General features: G+C 32.0%; 14 protein-coding genes and 2 tRNA genes. 9 read left to right on the forward strand and 7 right to left on the reverse strand.

Going from position 1 to position 17981, the window contains the following annotated elements; all coding sequences use genetic code 11:
* Positions 1-18 precede the first annotated feature (18 nt).
* Positions 19-1032, reverse strand: a complete 1014-nt coding sequence (gene galE / locus Q361_RS08645) for a UDP-glucose 4-epimerase GalE (protein WP_103726326.1) — start codon at positions 1030-1032, stop codon at positions 19-21.
* Between the two features lie 76 nt (positions 1033-1108).
* Positions 1109-2239: a DegT/DnrJ/EryC1/StrS family aminotransferase gene (locus Q361_RS08650; RefSeq protein WP_103726327.1), complete on the reverse strand. Its 1131-nt coding sequence runs from the start codon at positions 2237-2239 to the stop codon at positions 1109-1111.
* Positions 2240-2399: 160 nt separating this feature from the next.
* Between Q361_RS08650 and Q361_RS08655 the strand changes: the two genes are divergently transcribed.
* The 4 genes from Q361_RS08655 (at position 2400) to Q361_RS08670 (ending at position 6656) form a co-directional block, all read left to right on the forward strand.
* Positions 2400-3641, forward strand: a complete 1242-nt coding sequence (locus tag Q361_RS08655) for a 3-deoxy-D-manno-octulosonic acid transferase (RefSeq protein WP_103726328.1) — start codon at positions 2400-2402, stop codon at positions 3639-3641.
* Positions 3628-4074, forward strand: coding sequence for a GNAT family N-acetyltransferase (locus tag Q361_RS08660; protein WP_103726329.1), 447 nt, complete (start codon positions 3628-3630; stop codon positions 4072-4074). Before Q361_RS08655 ends, Q361_RS08660 begins: the two co-directional genes overlap by 14 nt.
* A gap of 2 nt (positions 4075-4076) precedes the next feature.
* Positions 4077-6227: a S46 family peptidase gene (locus Q361_RS08665; protein WP_103726330.1), complete on the forward strand. Its 2151-nt coding sequence runs from the start codon at positions 4077-4079 to the stop codon at positions 6225-6227.
* A 156-nt stretch (positions 6228-6383) separates the two neighbouring features.
* Positions 6384-6656, forward strand: a complete 273-nt coding sequence (locus Q361_RS08670) for a PG1828 family lipoprotein (protein ID WP_103726331.1) — start codon at positions 6384-6386, stop codon at positions 6654-6656.
* 74 nt (positions 6657-6730) lie between these two features.
* Here Q361_RS08670 and Q361_RS08675 read toward each other — a convergent pair whose 3' ends face one another.
* From Q361_RS08675 to mutS, 4 genes are all read right to left on the reverse strand, one after another.
* A complete protein-coding gene (locus Q361_RS08675; protein ID WP_103726332.1) occupies positions 6731-7084 on the reverse strand; it encodes a DUF1508 domain-containing protein in 354 nt (117 codons plus the stop codon).
* A 67-nt stretch (positions 7085-7151) separates the two neighbouring features.
* A tRNA-Leu gene (locus Q361_RS08680) sits at positions 7152-7237 on the reverse strand.
* A 27-nt stretch (positions 7238-7264) separates the two neighbouring features.
* Positions 7265-7337, reverse strand: a tRNA-Gly gene (locus Q361_RS08685).
* A 124-nt stretch (positions 7338-7461) separates the two neighbouring features.
* The gene (gene mutS, locus Q361_RS08690; protein ID WP_169929286.1) at positions 7462-10068 is read right to left on the reverse strand and encodes a DNA mismatch repair protein MutS; all 2607 of its coding nucleotides are present in this window, start codon (positions 10066-10068) and stop codon (positions 7462-7464) included.
* A gap of 156 nt (positions 10069-10224) precedes the next feature.
* Here mutS and Q361_RS08695 point away from each other — a divergent pair, with 156 nt between their 5' ends.
* Both Q361_RS08695 and Q361_RS08700 read left to right on the forward strand, forming a co-directional pair.
* Positions 10225-10725, forward strand: coding sequence for a DUF1573 domain-containing protein (locus Q361_RS08695; protein WP_103726333.1), 501 nt, complete (start codon positions 10225-10227; stop codon positions 10723-10725).
* Positions 10726-10787: 62 nt separating this feature from the next.
* Positions 10788-11324 (forward strand): RNA methyltransferase, encoded by a 537-nt coding sequence (locus Q361_RS08700; RefSeq protein WP_103726334.1) that lies wholly within the window; start codon positions 10788-10790, stop codon positions 11322-11324.
* A gap of 3 nt (positions 11325-11327) precedes the next feature.
* Here the strand turns inward: Q361_RS08700 and folK are convergent, their stop codons facing one another.
* On the reverse strand, positions 11328-12458 hold the full coding sequence (gene folK / locus Q361_RS08705; RefSeq protein ID WP_103726335.1) for a 2-amino-4-hydroxy-6-hydroxymethyldihydropteridine diphosphokinase: 1131 nt from the start codon (positions 12456-12458) through the stop codon (positions 11328-11330).
* 143 nt (positions 12459-12601) lie between these two features.
* On the opposite strand from folK, the gene sppA reads away from it, so the two are divergent.
* From sppA to Q361_RS08720, 3 genes are all read left to right on the forward strand, one after another.
* A complete protein-coding gene (gene sppA, locus Q361_RS08710; RefSeq protein ID WP_103726336.1) occupies positions 12602-14356 on the forward strand; it encodes a signal peptide peptidase SppA in 1755 nt (584 codons plus the stop codon).
* A 184-nt stretch (positions 14357-14540) separates the two neighbouring features.
* Positions 14541-17144: an AsmA-like C-terminal region-containing protein gene (locus Q361_RS08715; RefSeq protein ID WP_103726337.1), complete on the forward strand. Its 2604-nt coding sequence runs from the start codon at positions 14541-14543 to the stop codon at positions 17142-17144.
* Between the two features lie 114 nt (positions 17145-17258).
* The gene (locus Q361_RS08720) at positions 17259-17942 is read left to right on the forward strand and encodes a porin family protein (RefSeq protein ID WP_103726338.1); all 684 of its coding nucleotides are present in this window, start codon (positions 17259-17261) and stop codon (positions 17940-17942) included.
* Positions 17943-17981 lie beyond the last annotated feature (39 nt).

The following is a 17981-nucleotide window of genomic DNA, read 5'->3' on the forward strand; positions in this document are numbered from 1 at the left end:
TTTTGTTTATATTCAAAATTAACTTCTAATTTTTTGTTCCCATTTCCAAGCGCTGTCCAAAGCATCTTCCAATGTAAATTGGGCTTTCCAACCTAAAATAACATTTGCTTTTTCGGTATCGGCGTAAGCCTCAGTAATATCACCTTCACGGCGTGCCACAATTTGATAGTTTAACTTTTGTTTAGAAACTTTCTCAAAAGCAGTAATTACTTCCAAAACCGAACTTCCTGTGCCCGTGCCTAAATTAAACGTTTCTACTTTTGTTGCATTTTGTTTTTCTAGCAATCTCTTTAGCGCAATTACATGAGCTTTTGCCAAATCTACAACATGAATGTAATCTCGTATAGCAGTTCCGTCGGGTGTTGGGTAATCATTACCAAAAACCGAAAGCTTTTCACGTAATCCAATGGCCGTTTGGGTAATAAAAGGTACTAAATTTTGGGGAACTCCAAGTGGTAGCTCTCCAATTTCTGCTGTGGGGTGTGCGCCAATGGGGTTAAAATAGCGAAGCAAAACAGCATTCAATTCTGTTGCTTTTGCCACATCTTGTATTATTTCTTCTCCAATTTGTTTGGTGTTTCCATAAGGTGACAAAGCGGGTAATACAGAAGCTTGTTCTGTAATAGGCATTTCTTGCGCCTGACCATAAACCGTACATGAAGAGCTGAAAATAAAATTCTTGTTATCAAGCTGAGTTAATTCCTGCAAAATATAAACTAGAGAATTTATATTGTTTTCATAATAGAGCAAAGGGTTTTCTACACTTTCGCCAACAGCCTTACTTGCAGCAAAATGAATGATACCAGCTATAGTTTTATGCGCTTTAAAAAAATCTTGTACTGCTTTTTTTTCTCGTAAATCTATATTTTCAAACAAAGGCTTTTTGCCTGTAATACTTTCTATTCCGTTTAATACCTCGATAGAAGAATTGGACAAATTATCAATAATTATTACTTCAAAGCCCTCATTTTGAAGTTCTACAACAGTATGAGATCCTATAAAACCTAAACCGCCTGTTACAAGTATTTTCATTTTTTTAAGATCATATAAAAAAGAGCAAGAGAAATGATACAAGATTTAGTATTGTTTTTTATCTTACTTCTTTTTTTTATTTTAAATATTCTAAAACCGAGTCTGTTATAAATTTAATTTGCTCATCATCCAATTCAGTGTGCATAGGTAAGGCAATAACTTCTTTACAAAGCAAATTGGTTACAGCAAAATCTTCTTCGTTGTATCTTGTATCGGCATAGGCTTTTTGACTATGAAGTGGAATAGGGTAGTATATAGCACACGGAATACCTTTTGATTGCAAGTGGGCTAATAGATCATCGCGTTTGCCATTCATAATTCTAATTACATATTGATGAAAAACATGGCAATCGCAAGTTTCACAAATGGTAGGTGCCCAAATATGAGAATTTACACTCAAAGCCATAGAATATTTTCTTGCTGCATCTTGACGAGCCTTGTTGTAGGTGTCTAAATGAGGTAATTTTGCTTTTAATACTCCAGCTTGTATACTATCTAAACGAGAATTTACGCCTACTACATCGTGGTGGTATCTTTCATACATACCATGATTTACAATGCCTCGAAGTATATGTGCTAAATTATCATCATTCGTAAAAATAGCACCGCCATCGCCGTAACAACCTAAATTTTTTGAAGGAAAAAAAGAAGTAGCTCCTACATGACCTATAGTGCCTACCTTTTTCTTAGAACCATCTTTACTTGTATAGTCAGCGCCTATAGCTTGTGCATTATCTTCAATAACATACAAATTGTGTTCGGTAGCAATTTCCATTATGGCATCCATATTGGCAGCACGACCAAACAAATGTACAGGTACAATAGCTTTTGTTTTTGGTGTAATGGCTTTTTTGATGGCCTCTATAGAAATGTTCATGTTGTTTAAATCTACATCAACAAGTACCGGAGTGAGCTGTAACAGTGCTATAACCTCTACAGTAGCTGCAAAAGTAAAATCGGCAGTAATCACTTCGTCGCCAGGTTTTAAACCTAAGCCCATCATGGCAATTTGCAAAGCATCTGTTCCGTTAGCACAAGGAATTACATGTTTTACACCCAAGTATTTTTCCAAATCGGCTTGAAATTGATGTACCAAAGGGCCGTTTATGTATGTTGTTGTATCTAAAACTTCTTGTATAGAAGCGTTTACTTCGTGTTTTATTTTTTCGTATTGACTTTTAAGGTCAACCATTTGTAGTTTTCTCATTGTATAGAAATTTGAAACACAAAAGTATAATATTTCTAATAATTTGTACCGAATGCTTCAAGCTTTTTTGTGTATGAATGTTCTAAACAACAATTACTTTGTAGTATAAAAGACTATATCTGTATAAAAAACATTAATTTAGCCACACAAATAAAATGAAATGCTTTTTTTATATAATCTACTTGTAATTTTAGCCTCTTTAGTATTAAAATTTTTGGCTTTTTTTAGTCCAAAACTCAAACTGTTTGTTGAAGGAAGAGCTCATGTTTTTGAAGAATTAGAGTCAAAAATATCTTCTCACGATAAAGTAATTTGGTTTCACGCAGCTTCACTAGGAGAGTACGAACAAGGTTTGCCTGTTATGGAGGCGATGAAAGAAGCGTACCCGAACCATAAATTGGTGCTCACATTTTTTTCGCCATCGGGGTATGAAGTTCGCAAAAACAATACGATTGCCTATTTAACAGTTTATTTGCCTTTAGATACAAAAAATAATGCTCAAAAATTTATACAAAGTATTCATCCAGAAAAAGTATTTTTCATCAAATACGAGTTTTGGCCCAACTATTTAAATGAACTTAAAAAGCAGAATATTTCTACATTTTTACTATCTGGAATTTTTAGAAAGAATCAAGTTTTTTTTAAATGGTATGGTGGATTTTATAGAAAGGCATTAACAGCATTCGACCATTTTTTTGTACAAAATGAAAGTTCTAAACATTTAATTCAAAACGTAGGGTTTTTTAATGTAACCGTTGCAGGAGATACCCGATTTGATAGAGTAGTGGCTATATTACAAAGAGATAATACGTTAGATTTTATAAATCATTTTAAAAATGATAAAACAACAATTGTAATAGGTAGCTCTTGGGCAAAAGATGAGAGTTTGTGGGTTCAGTATATCGATAATTCTACAAATGATGTTAAATTTATTATTGCTCCTCATGCTATCAAATCAGAACAAATTTTGAGTCTAAAAGAACAACTTTCGAAGTCTTGCATTTTGTTTTCTGAAAGAGAAGGTAAAGATCTTTCTACTTACCAAGTTTTTATTGTAGATACAATAGGTATTCTTACCAAAATATACAGTTATGCTGATATTGCTTATGTAGGAGGCGGTTTTGGAAGTCCAGGTGTTCATAATATTTTGGAACCAGCAACTTTTGGAGTTCCAATAATTATTGGGCCAAATTACAATCATTTTGCAGAAGCTACAGCCTTGGTAAACTTAGGCGGATGTATTTCTATTGCTACTCAAAACGAACTCGATCAAGCTGTTACTCTTTTGTTGCACAATGTTGATGAACGCCATGAAAAAGGACATATTTGTGAAACTTTTGTTCAAATGAATAAAGGAGCTACTGCAACTATTGTAAATTATGTAAAAAATGACAGAATTTAAACCATTAGAATTTACAGAAATAGATATTGTTCTCGGTATGATGCAAGAATTCTATGCTATAGATAATTACCCAATAGATTTAGAAAAATCCCGAAAACTATTTCACTATTTTATTTCTGATGAAAAACTAGGAAAAGCATTTGTTGTTTACAATGATGATCAAATGGTTGGTTATTTTATTTTGACCTATATTTTTAGTTTTGAATATCAAGGAATAGTAACATTTATAGATGAATTGTACCTCAAATCTACCCATAGAGGCAAAGGATTGGGAAATAAAACAGTGGTATTTGCACAAGAATTTTGTAGAAATAAAGGAGATAAAATGATGTATCTTGAAGTAGAGCCACACAACAAAAATGCGCAAAAGTTGTATCTTGCCAATCATTTTGAAGAACATAACAGAAATATATTAAAACACAAACTTTACTAAATATGAGATTGATTAAATTAGTAGTATTATTTTTTATTATTCAAGTTCATGGGCAACAAGGCGGTATGTGGTTGCCCAATTTGTTAAAAGGCGATCGAGAAGCCGAAATGAAAAACCTAGGTATGAAACTTACCGCAGAACAAATTTATTCGGTAAATAAATCGAGTTTAAAAGATGCCGTTCCACAATTTGATGGTGGTTGTACCGCCGAAGTAATTTCAGATAAAGGACTTATATTAACCAATCATCACTGTGGTTACGATAATATTCAAAGTCATTCTACAGTAGAACACGATTATCTTCGCGATGGTTTTTGGGCCTACAAAATGGAAGAAGAACTACCAAATCCAGGTGTTGTTGTAACTTTTGTAGTGCGTATTGAAGATGTTACTACAAAAGTATTGGAAGGAACTACAAGTTCTACTCCAGAAGCCGAAAAGCAAAAGAAAATACAGCAAAACATTGCCGAATTAACAAAAACCTTACCCAAAGAAACATGGCAAGAAAATTTGATAAAAACGTTTTATGACGGTAATCAATATGTGTTGTTTGTAACCGAAACGTTTAAAGATGTTCGTTTAGTAGGAGCGCCACCGAGTTCTATTGGTAAGTTTGGTTCAGATACAGATAATTGGGTATGGCCTCGTCATACAGGTGATTTTTCATTATTTAGAATATATGCAGACAAAAACAACCGTCCTGCGGGTTATTCAACAGAAAATGTACCTTACAAACCCAAACATTTTTTCCCGATTTCTATAAAAGGTATCAAAGAGAATGATTTTACTATGGTAATGGGCTACCCCGGGAGAACACAAGAATACTTGCCTTCGTATGCTGTTGAGCAAATTGTAAATACTCTAAATCCAGTTAAAATAGAAGTTCGTGATGCAGCCCTAAAAGTACAAGATCGATTTATGAGAAAAGATCAAGCAATTAAAATTCAGTATGCTTCAAAATACGCAAGCATTGCCAATTATTGGAAAAAATGGATTGGTGAAACCAAAGGACTTAAAAAATCGAATGCCATTGCGGCAAAGCAAAAATTTGAAAAAGAACTAACCGAAAAAATAAACAAAGTAGGCAAACAAGCAGAATACGGAAACCTATTGACCGATTTTCAAAAAAATTATGCAGAAATTAAAGAGTATGCTTTGGCTCGAGATTTGTTTAGCGAGGTGGTTTTAAGAAACACCGAGTCACTACAAACAGGTTACAAGCTGTATCAATTAGAACAAATCTTGGCAAACAAAGGAGAACAATCTTTTACAGATAGGAAAAATACTTTATCCAAAGGGATAGATGCTTTCTATAAAGATTACAATAATGAAGTAGATAAAAATGTTTTTGAGCAACTTATAACTATATATGTAAATAAAATGCCAAAACAATTTTTACCAAATGGTTTAGAAACTTTAAATGCTCAACAATTGGCAAACGATATTTATACCCAATCATCGCTTACGGCTTTAGATAAGTTTAGAGCTTTACTAGAAGGTGATACGCAAACTGTAATTTCTAAAATTAATACCGATAAAGGGTATCAATTAGTAAAATCATTAACAGATACATATATTAAAAATGTGGTTCCAAAGTTAGATGAACTTAGTGTAAAAAATGCAGCCACCCAACGAACCTACATGAAAGCAATTATAGAATTAAGCCCAAAAGCTGCTCGAATTTTCCCAGATGCCAATAGTACTTTGCGTGTAACTTATGGTAAAGTAAAAGGATATAAACCAAATGATGCCGTATATTATGAGCCTTTTACCACGCTAGATGGTGTTATGGAAAAATACATCCCAGGTGATTATGAGTTTGATGTTCCTCAAAAACTTATCGATTTGTATACCGCAAAAGACTATGGTATGTATGCTAATGCTAATGGAAAAATGCCCGTAGCATTTATTGCAACCAACCATACCACTGGAGGAAATTCAGGAAGTCCAGCACTAGATGCTAATGGAAACTTAATTGGCTTAAATTTTGATAGAGTTTGGGAAGGAACAATGAGTGATATTTATTATTCTCCAGAGATTTGTAGAAACATTATGGTTGATTCTCGTTACGTATTATTTATTATAGATAAGTTTGCAGGAGCAAAAAATATTATTAATGAGTTGAAAATCATCAAACCAGCCCTAAAAAAATAATTTTGTTTAAAATTTGTGTTTTGGCACGGTATTTGCTAAATATAAATCGGAATTCAAAGAGAAAATTTTAAAAAAAGTTAAAATATTTGTTTTTCTGAATAAAAAAATTTATATCTTTGCTCCGAATTAATAATTAACCTTTTATAATTAAGTAAGATGAAAAAAGTATTTTTAAGTTTAGCTGTTATAGCTGCTTTAACTGTTGTATCATGTAAAAACGCTGCTGAAAGCACTGAAGCTGCTGCTGATTCTGCTGCTACTGCTGTAGATTCTGCTGCTACTGAAACTGCTGCTGAAGTTGATTCTGCTGCTACTACTGTAGATTCTGCTGCTACTAAAGCTGGTGAGGCTGTGAAAGATGCTGCTGCTGGTGCTGCTGAAAAAGTTGAAGGAGCTGCTAAAGAAGTTAAAGAAGCTGCTAAAAAATAATTAGAACCAACGTTTTAATTAAAAAATAAAGAGTTCTGCAAATTGCAGAACTTTTTTATTTATAATAAATCGCTTTAATCGTTAAACAAATCGGCTAAATGGTTTGTAGAAAAATCTAGTATTTCTGATTTGGCTATAGTTTGTTGTAGTTCGGTAACTGCTTTTTGAAGTAGTAACAAAGTAGTGTATTTTCTACTTATCGCTATTTCATTTTCGTTTAAAAGTATTTTAAAAAAGAATTTACCATTTGTAGATTTAAAATTTGTAAAAACAAGTTTTTCACACTCTTTTCTTAGTAGTTCAATTTCTTCTTCGCATTCAAACCGAAGTTCTCTAGCTTTGCTTGTAAATATAGTTTTTCCTTTTCTAGAGGTAAATTCATATTTATAAAATCCGTTTTGTTTTTTACTTATTACAAAAGTCCCCATTGTTCTTAGAAGTTGATATAAAATTGATATAAAATAAAAAAGCTCCAAACATAGTTTGAAGCTTTTGTACTCAAGGCGGGACTTGAACCCGCACGAACATTACTGCTCACTGGATTTTAAGTCCAGCGTGTCTACCAATTCCACCACTCGAGCATTGGTTAAATAACCTTTATTTTCTAGAGCGAAAAACGGGGTTCGAACCCGCGACCTCAACCTTGGCAAGGTTGCGCTCTACCAACTGAGCTATTTTCGCGTCTGTTTATGAACATCTCAATACTGCTGTATTGCGGATGCAAATGTAACACATTTTTTATTATTTGCAAGTAAAAAAGATAAAAAAAACTGCTATATTAATTAATTGGCTGATATACAAATAACTATTTTTTCAAAATCATTCGTTTTAGTTCATTTAATTTCATCAAAGCTTCTACAGGAGTGAGTGTATTGATGTCTAGGTGGGCTATTTCTTCTTTTATTTCTTCAAGCAAAGGATCGTCTAAATTGAAAAAACTCAATTGCATTTCATCTTTCATTTCTTTTAATGATGCTGATTCATGTCCAGCATGGTTTTTTTCTAACTTTTTTAAAAGCTTTTGCGCTCTTTGAACAACAAGCTGGGGCATTCCAGCCATTTTTGCAACATGAATACCAAAGCTATGGGCGCTTCCTCCTTCTACGAGTTTTCTTAAAAATAGTACATTGTCTTTTAATTCTTTTACAGAAACATTGTAGTTTTTTATTCTATCAAATTGCTCGGTCATATCATTGAGTTCGTGGTAGTGTGTGGCAAAAAGTGTTTTTGGTCGTGCAGGGTTTTCATGCAAAAATTCGGCAATCGCCCAAGCTATAGAAATACCATCGTAAGTGCTGGTTCCTCGACCAATTTCGTCTAAAAGAATTAAACTTCTTTCTGAAATGTTATTCAAAATAGAAGCAGTTTCATTCATTTCTACCATAAAAGTAGATTCTCCCATAGAAATATTATCACTAGCGCCAACTCTTGTAAATATTTTATCTATTACACCCATTTGTACTTCATCGGCAGGTACAAAACTACCTATTTGAGCTAGTAGTACAATGAGAGCCGTTTGGCGTAAAATAGCAGATTTTCCCGACATATTTGGCCCTGTAATCATTATAATTTGTTGGCTTTCTCTGTCTAAAAACACATCATTGGCAATGTATGGAACTCCTATTGGTAATTGTTTTTCTATTACAGGGTGCCTTCCGTTTTTAATATGTAGTTCAAACGAGTTGTCTATTTTTGGATTGGTATAGTTATTATCTTTTGCCAATTGAGCAAAAGATGCCAAACAATCTAATTGAGCAATTAAAGAGGCATTATGCTGTACGACTTTTATATAGGTAGCAATCCAACTTATAAGTTCTTCAAAAAGAGATGATTCTATTTGATAAATTTTTTCTTCGGCACCTAATATTTTACTTTCATACTCTTTTAGTTCCTCTGTAATATAGCGTTCGGCATTAACAAGGGTTTGTTTTCGTATCCATTCGGTTGGAACTTTGTCTTTGTGGGTATTTCGTACTTCTATATAGTAGCCAAAAACATTGTTAAAAGAAACTTTTAGCGATGGAATACCTGTTCGTATGCTCTCTCGTTGTTCTAAATCTTCCAAATAATTTTTGCCCGAAGTAGAAATGTTTCTCAAAGAGTCCAATTCTTCATGTATGCCATAAGCGATTACATTACCTTTGGATACCGCCACAGGAGGCTCTTGGGTAAGGGTGTTTCCTATTTTTTCTCGTAATAATTCACAAGCATGTAAACTGTCGCCCATCATTTTTACGGCTTCCATATTACTTGACAAAGCAGTGTTTTTTATTGGGATAATGGCGTCTAAAGATTCTTTTAAATATAAAACTTCTTTTGGTGTTATTTTTCCTGTAGCTACTTTAGATATTAATCGTTCTAAATCGGATATTTGTTTAATTTGGGTTTGAATAATTTGTAGCACACTATCATTGTTTACCAAATAGGCAACAACATCGTGTCGTTTTTTAATTTTTACAGTGTCTTTTAAGGGCAAAGCAAGCCAACGTTTTAAAAGTCTGCCTCCCATAGGAGATAAAGTCTTATCAATAATATCGAGTAGCGTTACAGCATTGTAAGCAGTAGAGTGGTAGAGTTCTAGGTTTCGAATTGTAAATCGATCCATCCATACATATTCTTCTTCTGCAATGCGTTGTATGTTTGATATGTGTTGTAGTTTGTTATGCTGTGTTTCTGATAAATAGTATAAAATTACTCCCGAAGCTATAATTCCGTCTAGTAAATCGTCAATACCAAAACCTTTTAAAGAATTGGTTTTAAAATGGTTGGTAAGCGATTGTGTGGCATAATCTTCTTTGAAAACCCAATCGTCTAAATAAAAAGTATTATGTTGTTCTCCAAAAATCTCTTTAAATCGGTTTTTATCGGTTTTTTGGATTAGAATTTCACTCGGTAAAAAATTCTGTAGCAATTTATCTATATACTCCTCGCCACCTTGAGAAGTAAGAAATTCTCCTGTAGACACATCAAGAAAACTAATTCCAATGCTTTTTTTACCAAACGATATGGAGGCCAAAAAATTATTGGTTTTAGAATGTAATACCTCATCATTTAGAGCAACACCAGGTGTTACGAGTTCTGTAACACCTCGTTTTACAATTGTTTTTGTCATTTTTGGATCTTCGAGTTGGTCGCAAATAGCAACTCGAAGTCCTGCTTTTACCAACTTAGGTAAATAGGTGTTTAAAGAATGATGAGGAAATCCAGCCAATGCCGTTTCTGTTTCACTGCCAGCTCCTCTTTTGGTTAATACAATTCCTAAAATTTTTGAAGCGCGTATTGCATCTTCTCCAAATGTTTCGTAAAAATCGCCTACTCGAAACAATAAACAAGCATCGGGATATTTGCTTTTTATCTCGTTGTATTGCTTCATTAAAGGAGTTTCTTTCGCAGATTTTTCTTTGGCAGCCAAAATAATTTTGTTTAAAAATTTAACTACGAAAGTAATTATTTCTACTGAAATTTTTGCATTAACAATTCATTTAAACTTTTTTTACCATACGTTGTGATGTAGAATTTTAATTTTTATCTAAATTTGCTTCATTAACATTAAAAAATTATTTAAATCATGAAAAAAATAGTACTATTAGTAGTTTTAGCAGTATTTGGATTATCTGCTGCTCAAGCTCAAACAAAAGCAAAAGGTAAAAAAGCTAAAAAAGCAGTTGTAGCCAAAGTTGAAACTCCAAAAGTTCCAAAAGTAGAAGGAGCAGGAATGTTGTTTGAAAATGAAACTATCGATTATGGAACAATTCCTCATAGTGCAGATGGTAAAAGAGAATTTGTTTTTGTAAACAATGGAAACCAACCACTTATCATTACAAGTGCTACAGGTTCTTGTGGTTGTACAGTGCCTTCTTTTCCTAAAGATCCTATCGCTCCTGGAGAAAAAAGTGTAATAGGTGTTAAGTATGATACTACAAGACAAGGTGCATTTACTAAAAATGTAACTATTAAGTCTAATGCTGTACAAGGTGATACTAAAGTTCTTACTATAAAAGGAAACGTACTTCCTGCAGATCCAGCACCAGCACCAGCTACTCCAGTTGCAGAGCCTGCTCATAACTAAGAAAATTTAAAATATTTTGTTTAAAAAGCTACTGTAAAAGGTAGCTTTTTTATTTTTGTGCCATGAGAAAGTTAAGTAATAACGAATTAGAACGAAAATCAATAGAGGATTTTAAAATTTCAGAGAAAACGCCTCTAACTATTATTCTTGATGATATAAGAAGTTTGCACAATATTGGTTCTGTATTTAGAACGAGTGATGCTTTTCTTTTAGAGAAAATTTATTTGTGTGGTATTACAGCTACGCCTCCACATAAAGAAATACATAAAACAGCTTTAGGTGCTACCGAAACCGTAGCTTGGGAGTATCAAAAAAATGTATTAGAAGTCATTACTTCTTTAAAAAACAACGGTTACAAAGTTTATGCTGTAGAGCAAGTAGAACAATCTATATTGTTGCAAAATTTTGAGCCTTTAGATACTGATAAATACGCTTTAGTGTTTGGTAATGAGGTTTTTGGTGTTTCGCAAGAAGCTATAAAACTATGTGATGGAAGTATTGAAATACCACAATTGGGTACCAAACATTCACTAAATATATCTGTAAGTACAGGTATTGTAATATGGGATATTTTTAAGAAAATGCAGTATAAAAAATAAGCCTTACAGCATAGTTTTTATTTTTTCTAAAAGAAATAAATAATCAGATTGATTTTTTACAAAATCTAAATCAGATACATCTAAAACCAAAACATTCAAATCTTTTTGAGTTTTGATATAATCTAGATAACCATTATTTATTTTTTCTAAATATGTAGCCGGAATTTCTTGCTCGTAACTTCGTCCTCGTTTTTTAATGTTTTGTAATAAGCGTTCGGTGTTTTGGTATAAATAAATATACAAATCGGGTTTAGGTATTTCTTTGTAAATAATATCAAATAAGGTTTTATATAGTCGGTATTCATCGTCTGCCAATGTAACTTTGGCAAAAATCAACGATTTAAAAATATGATAATCGGCTACTATAAAGTCTTTAAATAAGTCAAATTGTGCTAAATCATCTGTAATTTGTTGGTATCTATCGGCCAAAAACGACATTTCTAGTGGAAAAGCATACCTATTTTGGTCTTTGTAAAATTTTGGTAAAAACGGGTTATCGGCAAATCGTTCTAATACCGTTTTTGCATTAAAATCTTGAGCCATTTTGTGAGCCAATGTAGTTTTTCCGGCACCAATATTTCCTTCTATAGCAATGTAATTGTATTGTTCTAGATTAAAATTGTGTAAAGGCGCAATGAGGCTGTCTACTCTTTTGCAAAAACCATTATCAGTGCAATGTACTATTAATTCAGAAATTGTTGCCTGTGTTTTTGGGTGTTTCCAAAAAGGGAGTAGCTCTTGTAGCGGTTGAAGCACAAAATTTCTTTTGTCTAAAGCATGGTGCGGAACAGTAAGTTGTTCTTCATTAAAAATCAAATCGTCTATAGCCAAAATATCAATATCTATGGTACGAGCCTCATACTCTTGATGCGTTTTTGGTATTCTGCCAAGTTGTTTTTCTATTTTTTGAAATGATTTTAAAATTTTTTGAGGCTTTTTTTCAGAATGTAATACAGCAACTGCATTATAAAAAGAATTACTTTGAAACCCCCAAGATTCTGATTCGTATAGCGAAGAAACTTTAATAACGGTGCCAACTTGTTGATGTATAGTATCAATACATTTTTGAATATAATCTTTTCTATCTCCAAGATTGCTACCCAACGATATTATTATTTGATGCTGCACATTCATAGCCGACAAAGTAACTAAAAGTATTTAAGAAAAAATAGATTTTTTGGTGTGTGTTGATAACTATTTTTAAAGAATAGCAACTCTTATTTATGTAACATTTTATAAAAAACACGACAAATACTTTTACAATAATATTATAGCATATGAATTTTTTAAAAAATGTATTAGCAACTATAGTTGGTTTGTTTTTGTTTTTTATGATTTGCTTTTTTGCACTTTTGTTTATTAGTGCTATTGCAGGAAGTTCTGATGAAGTAAAAGTTAAAGAAAACTCGGTTATCGAGCTAGATTTAGCCAAAGTACAATTTGATTACGCAGGAAAAACCAATTACAAAGAGTTTAATTATTTTGCCAATCCTCACAACGGGTTATTTGATATTATAAAAGCTTTAAAATATGCAAAAACAGACAATAACGTCAAAGGTATTTCTATACTGAATAACAATACTTCGTTAGGAATAGCTCAAACCAAAGCGTTAAGAAATGCTTTGGAAGATTTTAAAAAATCTGGAAAGTTTGTATACTCATATAGTAATATATATACACAAAAATCGTATTATCTTAACTCGGTAGCAAATAAACTTTATATAAATCCAGTTGGGCAATTGGATTTTAAAGGATTTTCTGCAGAATATATGTTTTTTAAAGATTTTCAGGAAAAAACAGGTCTAAAAATGGAAGTTATTAGACATGGAAAATACAAAAGTGCTGTAGAACCATTTTTGGAAAATAAAATGAGTGATGCCAATAAAATACAAACTTCAGAATTGTTGCATGCTATATGGAATGCTGTAGTTACTGATATTTCTAAAAGCAGAAAAATACCTGTTGAAACCCTAAATAACATTGCAAACAACCTTAATGGTCGAACACCTCAGTTAGCACTTCAAAACCATTTGATTGATAAAATTGCTTATGAAGATGTTTACCATAACGATATTAAAAAACTAATAAAAGTAGCCGAAGACAAAGACTATGAAACCATAAAAATAGAAGAGTATTCTAAGTCTGTTGCCACGCAAAATACCGATTTAAGCACAAAAGATAAAATAGCAATCGTATATGCGCAAGGAGAAATTATGGGCGGAGAAGGTGATGTTAATGTAATTGGCGAAGGCGCCATGCACAAAGCCTTAAAAGAAGCGCGAGAAGACAAAAATGTTAAGGCTATAGTGCTTAGAGTAGATAGTCCGGGAGGAAGTGCCCTTACATCAGAACTTATTTGGCGAGAAATAGAATTAACAAAAAAAATAAAACCAGTTGTGGTTTCAATGGGTAATTATGCCGCTTCTGGGGGATATTATATCTCTTGTAATGCCAATACTATTTTTGCAGAATCTACAACAATTACAGGTTCTATAGGCGTATTTGGTATGCTTCCAAACTTTAGTGAAGCCACGAGTAGAATAGGTATTCATGTCGATCAGGTAAAAACGCATAACAATGCTTCGAGCTATAGTCCATTTAAACCTTTAGACGATAATTTTAAGCAGTTTACTACCGAAGGTATAGAAAATGTGTACCAAACATTTTTAACAAGAGTTGCTGCAGGCAGAAAAATGACTGTAGAACAAGTAGATGCAATAGCACAAGGTAGAGTTTGGAGTGGAGAAGAAGCCATAAAAATAGGTTTGGTAGACAAAATTGGTGGTTTGCAAGATGCGTTGCAAGAAGCCGCAAAACTCGCAAAGATTAAAGCATATAGAACAGTAGATTATCCAGAATATGAAAAAAGTTTTGAAGATGTATTGGCTGCTTTTGGATTAGCACAAAGCAAAGAGAATCTAATAAAACAAGAAATAGGAGAAGATAATTATTTTATACTACAAAAAATAAAACAATTATCTATGCAAAAAGGAGTTCAAGCACGTATGGAATATCAATTGATTATTAATTAAATACCATTTGCTAATTTAAATTGTTGCGTAAAAACCTGCTTTTTTTGAGCAGGTTTTTTTGTACATCAAATTCTACAAAAAATTATGAAAACATTGTAAAAAAAGCATTGTTTTAAATGTTAATTTTGTAATAACTATTTTAGGCAAAGTTTTTGCTTATCAATTATTTATAAATAAAATTATTATGCTTAAGAAAATTTTAAAAATAACAGGAGTATTTTTCCTTGTGGTATTATTGTCTGCCTTTGCAATTCCTTATTTTTTTAAAGACCAAATTAAAGAAAAAATAAAGCAAAGTATAAACAATAATCTAGATGCAAATGTAGCTTTTACAGATGCCGATATAAGTTTGTTTAAAAATTTCCCTAAAGCAAGTGTTACTGTAAATAAATTAGCCATAATTAACAAAGCACCATTTGCAGGCGATACTTTGATTGCTGCCGAACAAGTAAATCTTAAAATGTCGGTTATGGAACTCTTTAACAAAGAGAACGAACCCATGAATATTGAAGCTTTTTCGGCAGAAAATGGTTTGGTTAATATTATTTTTAATAAAGATGGGCTTGGCAATTACGACATAGCTTTAAAAGATCAAAAGGAGCAATCAACCTCACAAAGCAAACCTTTGGCTTTAAAAATAAACGAATATTCTGTAGAAAATTTGAAGTTTAAATTTACAGATGAAGCTTCCAAAATACGAATGGTTTTAGACAGTATAAACCATACTGGAAAAGGAGATTTTACCAACGATGTACTCGATTTAGATACAGAAACGACGACCAAAATTACACTCGACATGGACAAAGTAAACTACATGCGCAATGTAGCTCTTTCGCTAGATGCGGTGTTGGGAGTAGATTTAAAAAACAGCAAATACACGTTTAAAGAAAACAAAGCCAAAATAAACGAATTACCTTTAGAATTTGATGGTTTTATTCAAATGGTAGAAGCAGGGCAACAATACGATTTGAAATTCAAAACCCCAACATCATCATTTAAAAATTTCTTAGGATTAATACCCGAATCTTATAGAGCGAATATAAAAGATGTAAAAACAGAAGGAGATTTTACAGTTTCTGGTTTTGCAAAAGGATTATTTTCAGATAAATCGGTGCCAAAATTTAATATTGAATTGGCTTCAAACAACGCCTCTTTTCAATATCCAAATTTACCAAAAGGAGTCAAAAATATTGTTATAGATACAAAAATTATCAATGAAACAGGGGTTTTAAACGATACTTACGTAAATCTAGACAAACTCTCTTTTGCTATAGATCAAGATGTGTTTTCGGCCAAAGCCAACATCAAAAATGTAGCTGTAAATGCACTTGTTGATGCTGCCTTAAAAGGAACACTCAATCTTGGTAATTTATCAAAAGCCTATCCAATTAAATTACAAAAGCCGCTACAAGGTATATTAAAAGCCGATGTTACAACCAAGTTTGATATGGCTTCGGTAGAAAAAAGCGAATACAGTAAAATTTATAATGCAGGAACACTTAGTTTGTCGGGCTTTAAATATGTTGATGAAAACGGAAAGTCTATGAATATACAAACGGCTTTAGTTCAGTTTAACCCAAGTAGAGTAAACCTTCAAGATTTTAAAGCAACTACAGGCAAAAGTGATATTCAAGTAAGTGGTGTTTTGGAAAATTTTTACGGTTTTATATTTAGAAACCAAAATTTGCAAGGAAATTTCAATATGAATTCCAATCAAATAGCCGTGTCCGATTTTATGACTACTGCCGAACCAACAAAAGAGACCAATTCAAAAACGGCGCAAGCCATGAAAATTCCAGCATTTTTAGATTGCTCTCTTACAGCCAAAGCAAATACAGTTTTGTATGATAATTTGACGTTGAAAAATGTTTCTGGAAAATTGATTGTTAAAGATCAAAAAGTAACGATGCAAAATGTAAAAACAAATATATTTAATGGAGCCATTTCGTTGAACGGAGATGTATCTACCAAAGGAAAAACACCTGTTTTTGACATGGATTTAGGCTTAAACCAAGTTGATATTGCACAAACGTGTAGCCAACTCGACATGATGAAAAAGATAATCCCAATTGCAGGAATTATAAATGGAAAATTAAACTCTACCATAAAGTTAGCAGGAAATTTAAATGCTACCGAAATGACTCCCGATTTGAATACATTATCTGGAAACATACTTGGGCAGTTGCTCTCTACTACGGTAAACTCTAGCAATTCTACATTGCTATCAAAAGTAGATGATCAATTGGGTTTTGTAGATTTAAAGAAACTTAATTTAAACGATTTAAAAGCAGCGATATCTTTTGACAAAGGTAGAGTAACAGTAAAACCTATAGATATAAAATACCAAGATATTAAGGCTACAATTGGCGGAACTCATGGTTTTGATCAGTCTATGAAATATGATTTAAAACTTGATGTGCCTGCTAAATATTTAGGTACAGAAGTAAACAATGCTTTGGCTAAATTAACACAAACAGAAGTTTCAAAACTTGGTAGTATTCCAATAAACGGACTTATAACAGGCAGTTTTTCAAACCCAAAAGTTACCACCGATGTTAAGCAACAAACAACATCATTAGTAACTAATTTGGTTAAAGTTCAAAAAGAAAAGTTGGTAGGCAAAGGCAAATCGGAGTTGGAAAAACTTATAGACAAAAACAAAAAACCAGGCGATACAACCAAAACCAAAATTCCTACAACCAAAGAAGAAATTAAAGAAAAGGCAAAAGAAGAAGTAAAAAATAAAACGAAAGATTTGTTGAACGGCTTGTTTAAAAAGAAAGAATAAGTTATTCTAAAAGTGATTTATCTAAACTTTCGTTTCGATAATTGTACCTAATTTTGTGTCGGCAGATATTTTACCAAAAAAACGAAAACAGAAAAAATTATCAATCTAAATATTATGAAAAAAATCTTTTTATTTTTCACATTATCATTATCATTTTTTACATTTTCTCAAAATTCAAAAATTAAATTTGGATTTCAAACAGGTCTTAATTATTCAAATTTTAGAGGTTATAATATTCCTGCATCTTTTAATCAAGTATATTCTGAAAGTCCAGCATTTGCATATTTAGGAGGTTTTAATTTTGAATATCAATTCAAAGAAAAGTTGAGTTTAAAGTTAGAGCTTAATTATGAACGAAAAAGTCAAAAAGGTGATAATAATATTGAAATTAGACAAAGCTTTGATGAACCTGCTCAAGCGTATAATTTTACAACAAAAAGAAATTATGATTATTTAGTTTTACCTATATTATTAAAATATAGTTTCACAAATAAAAATAGTTTTTATGTAAATGGCGGACCATTTATAGGATACTTATTAAAATCAAAATTCACAAATAATTTTAATGTAGCTGGATTTAATTCATCTGATCTTGAAACAACAAAGGATAATAAAAAAACAGATTTTGGGCTTTCATTTGGATTGGGAAAAAACTTTGAATTAAGTAATAATAAAACTATTAATCTTGAAATGAGAGAAAACCTAGGCTTGATTAATACAAGTAAAATAGATGTTTGGAATGGTGGAACCGTAAAAACAAATTCAATAAACTTGATTGTTGGGATTTCATTTAATTAAAAAAAATATCTGCCAACAGCTGTTTTGCTAAATTGCGGG

The organism is Flavobacterium croceum DSM 17960 (genome assembly GCF_002917885.1).
GTDB classification, from domain to species: domain Bacteria; phylum Bacteroidota; class Bacteroidia; order Flavobacteriales; family Flavobacteriaceae; genus Flavobacterium; species Flavobacterium croceum.

Bases quoted from the DNA above. Each gene is read 5' to 3' on its own strand.
- galE (WP_103726326.1), bottom strand. From the start codon at position 1,032: ATGAAAATACTTGTAACAGGCGGTTTAGGTTTTATAGGATCTCATACT.
- Q361_RS08650 (WP_103726327.1), bottom strand. From the start codon at position 2,239: ATGAGAAAACTACAAATGGTTGACCTTAAAAGTCAATACGAAAAAATA.
- Q361_RS08655 (WP_103726328.1), top strand. From the start codon at position 2,400: ATGCTTTTTTTATATAATCTACTTGTAATTTTAGCCTCTTTAGTATTA.
- Q361_RS08660 (WP_103726329.1), top strand. From the start codon at position 3,628: ATGACAGAATTTAAACCATTAGAATTTACAGAAATAGATATTGTTCTC.
- Q361_RS08665 (WP_103726330.1), top strand. From the start codon at position 4,077: ATGAGATTGATTAAATTAGTAGTATTATTTTTTATTATTCAAGTTCAT.
- Q361_RS08670 (WP_103726331.1), top strand. From the start codon at position 6,384: ATGAAAAAAGTATTTTTAAGTTTAGCTGTTATAGCTGCTTTAACTGTT.
- Q361_RS08675 (WP_103726332.1), bottom strand. From the start codon at position 7,084: ATGGGGACTTTTGTAATAAGTAAAAAACAAAACGGATTTTATAAATAT.
- Q361_RS08695 (WP_103726333.1), top strand. From the start codon at position 10,225: ATGAAAAAAATAGTACTATTAGTAGTTTTAGCAGTATTTGGATTATCT.
- Q361_RS08700 (WP_103726334.1), top strand. From the start codon at position 10,788: ATGAGAAAGTTAAGTAATAACGAATTAGAACGAAAATCAATAGAGGAT.
- folK (WP_103726335.1), bottom strand. From the start codon at position 12,458: ATGAATGTGCAGCATCAAATAATAATATCGTTGGGTAGCAATCTTGGA.
- sppA (WP_103726336.1), top strand. From the start codon at position 12,602: ATGAATTTTTTAAAAAATGTATTAGCAACTATAGTTGGTTTGTTTTTG.
- Q361_RS08715 (WP_103726337.1), top strand. From the start codon at position 14,541: ATGCTTAAGAAAATTTTAAAAATAACAGGAGTATTTTTCCTTGTGGTA.
- Q361_RS08720 (WP_103726338.1), top strand. From the start codon at position 17,259: ATGAAAAAAATCTTTTTATTTTTCACATTATCATTATCATTTTTTACA.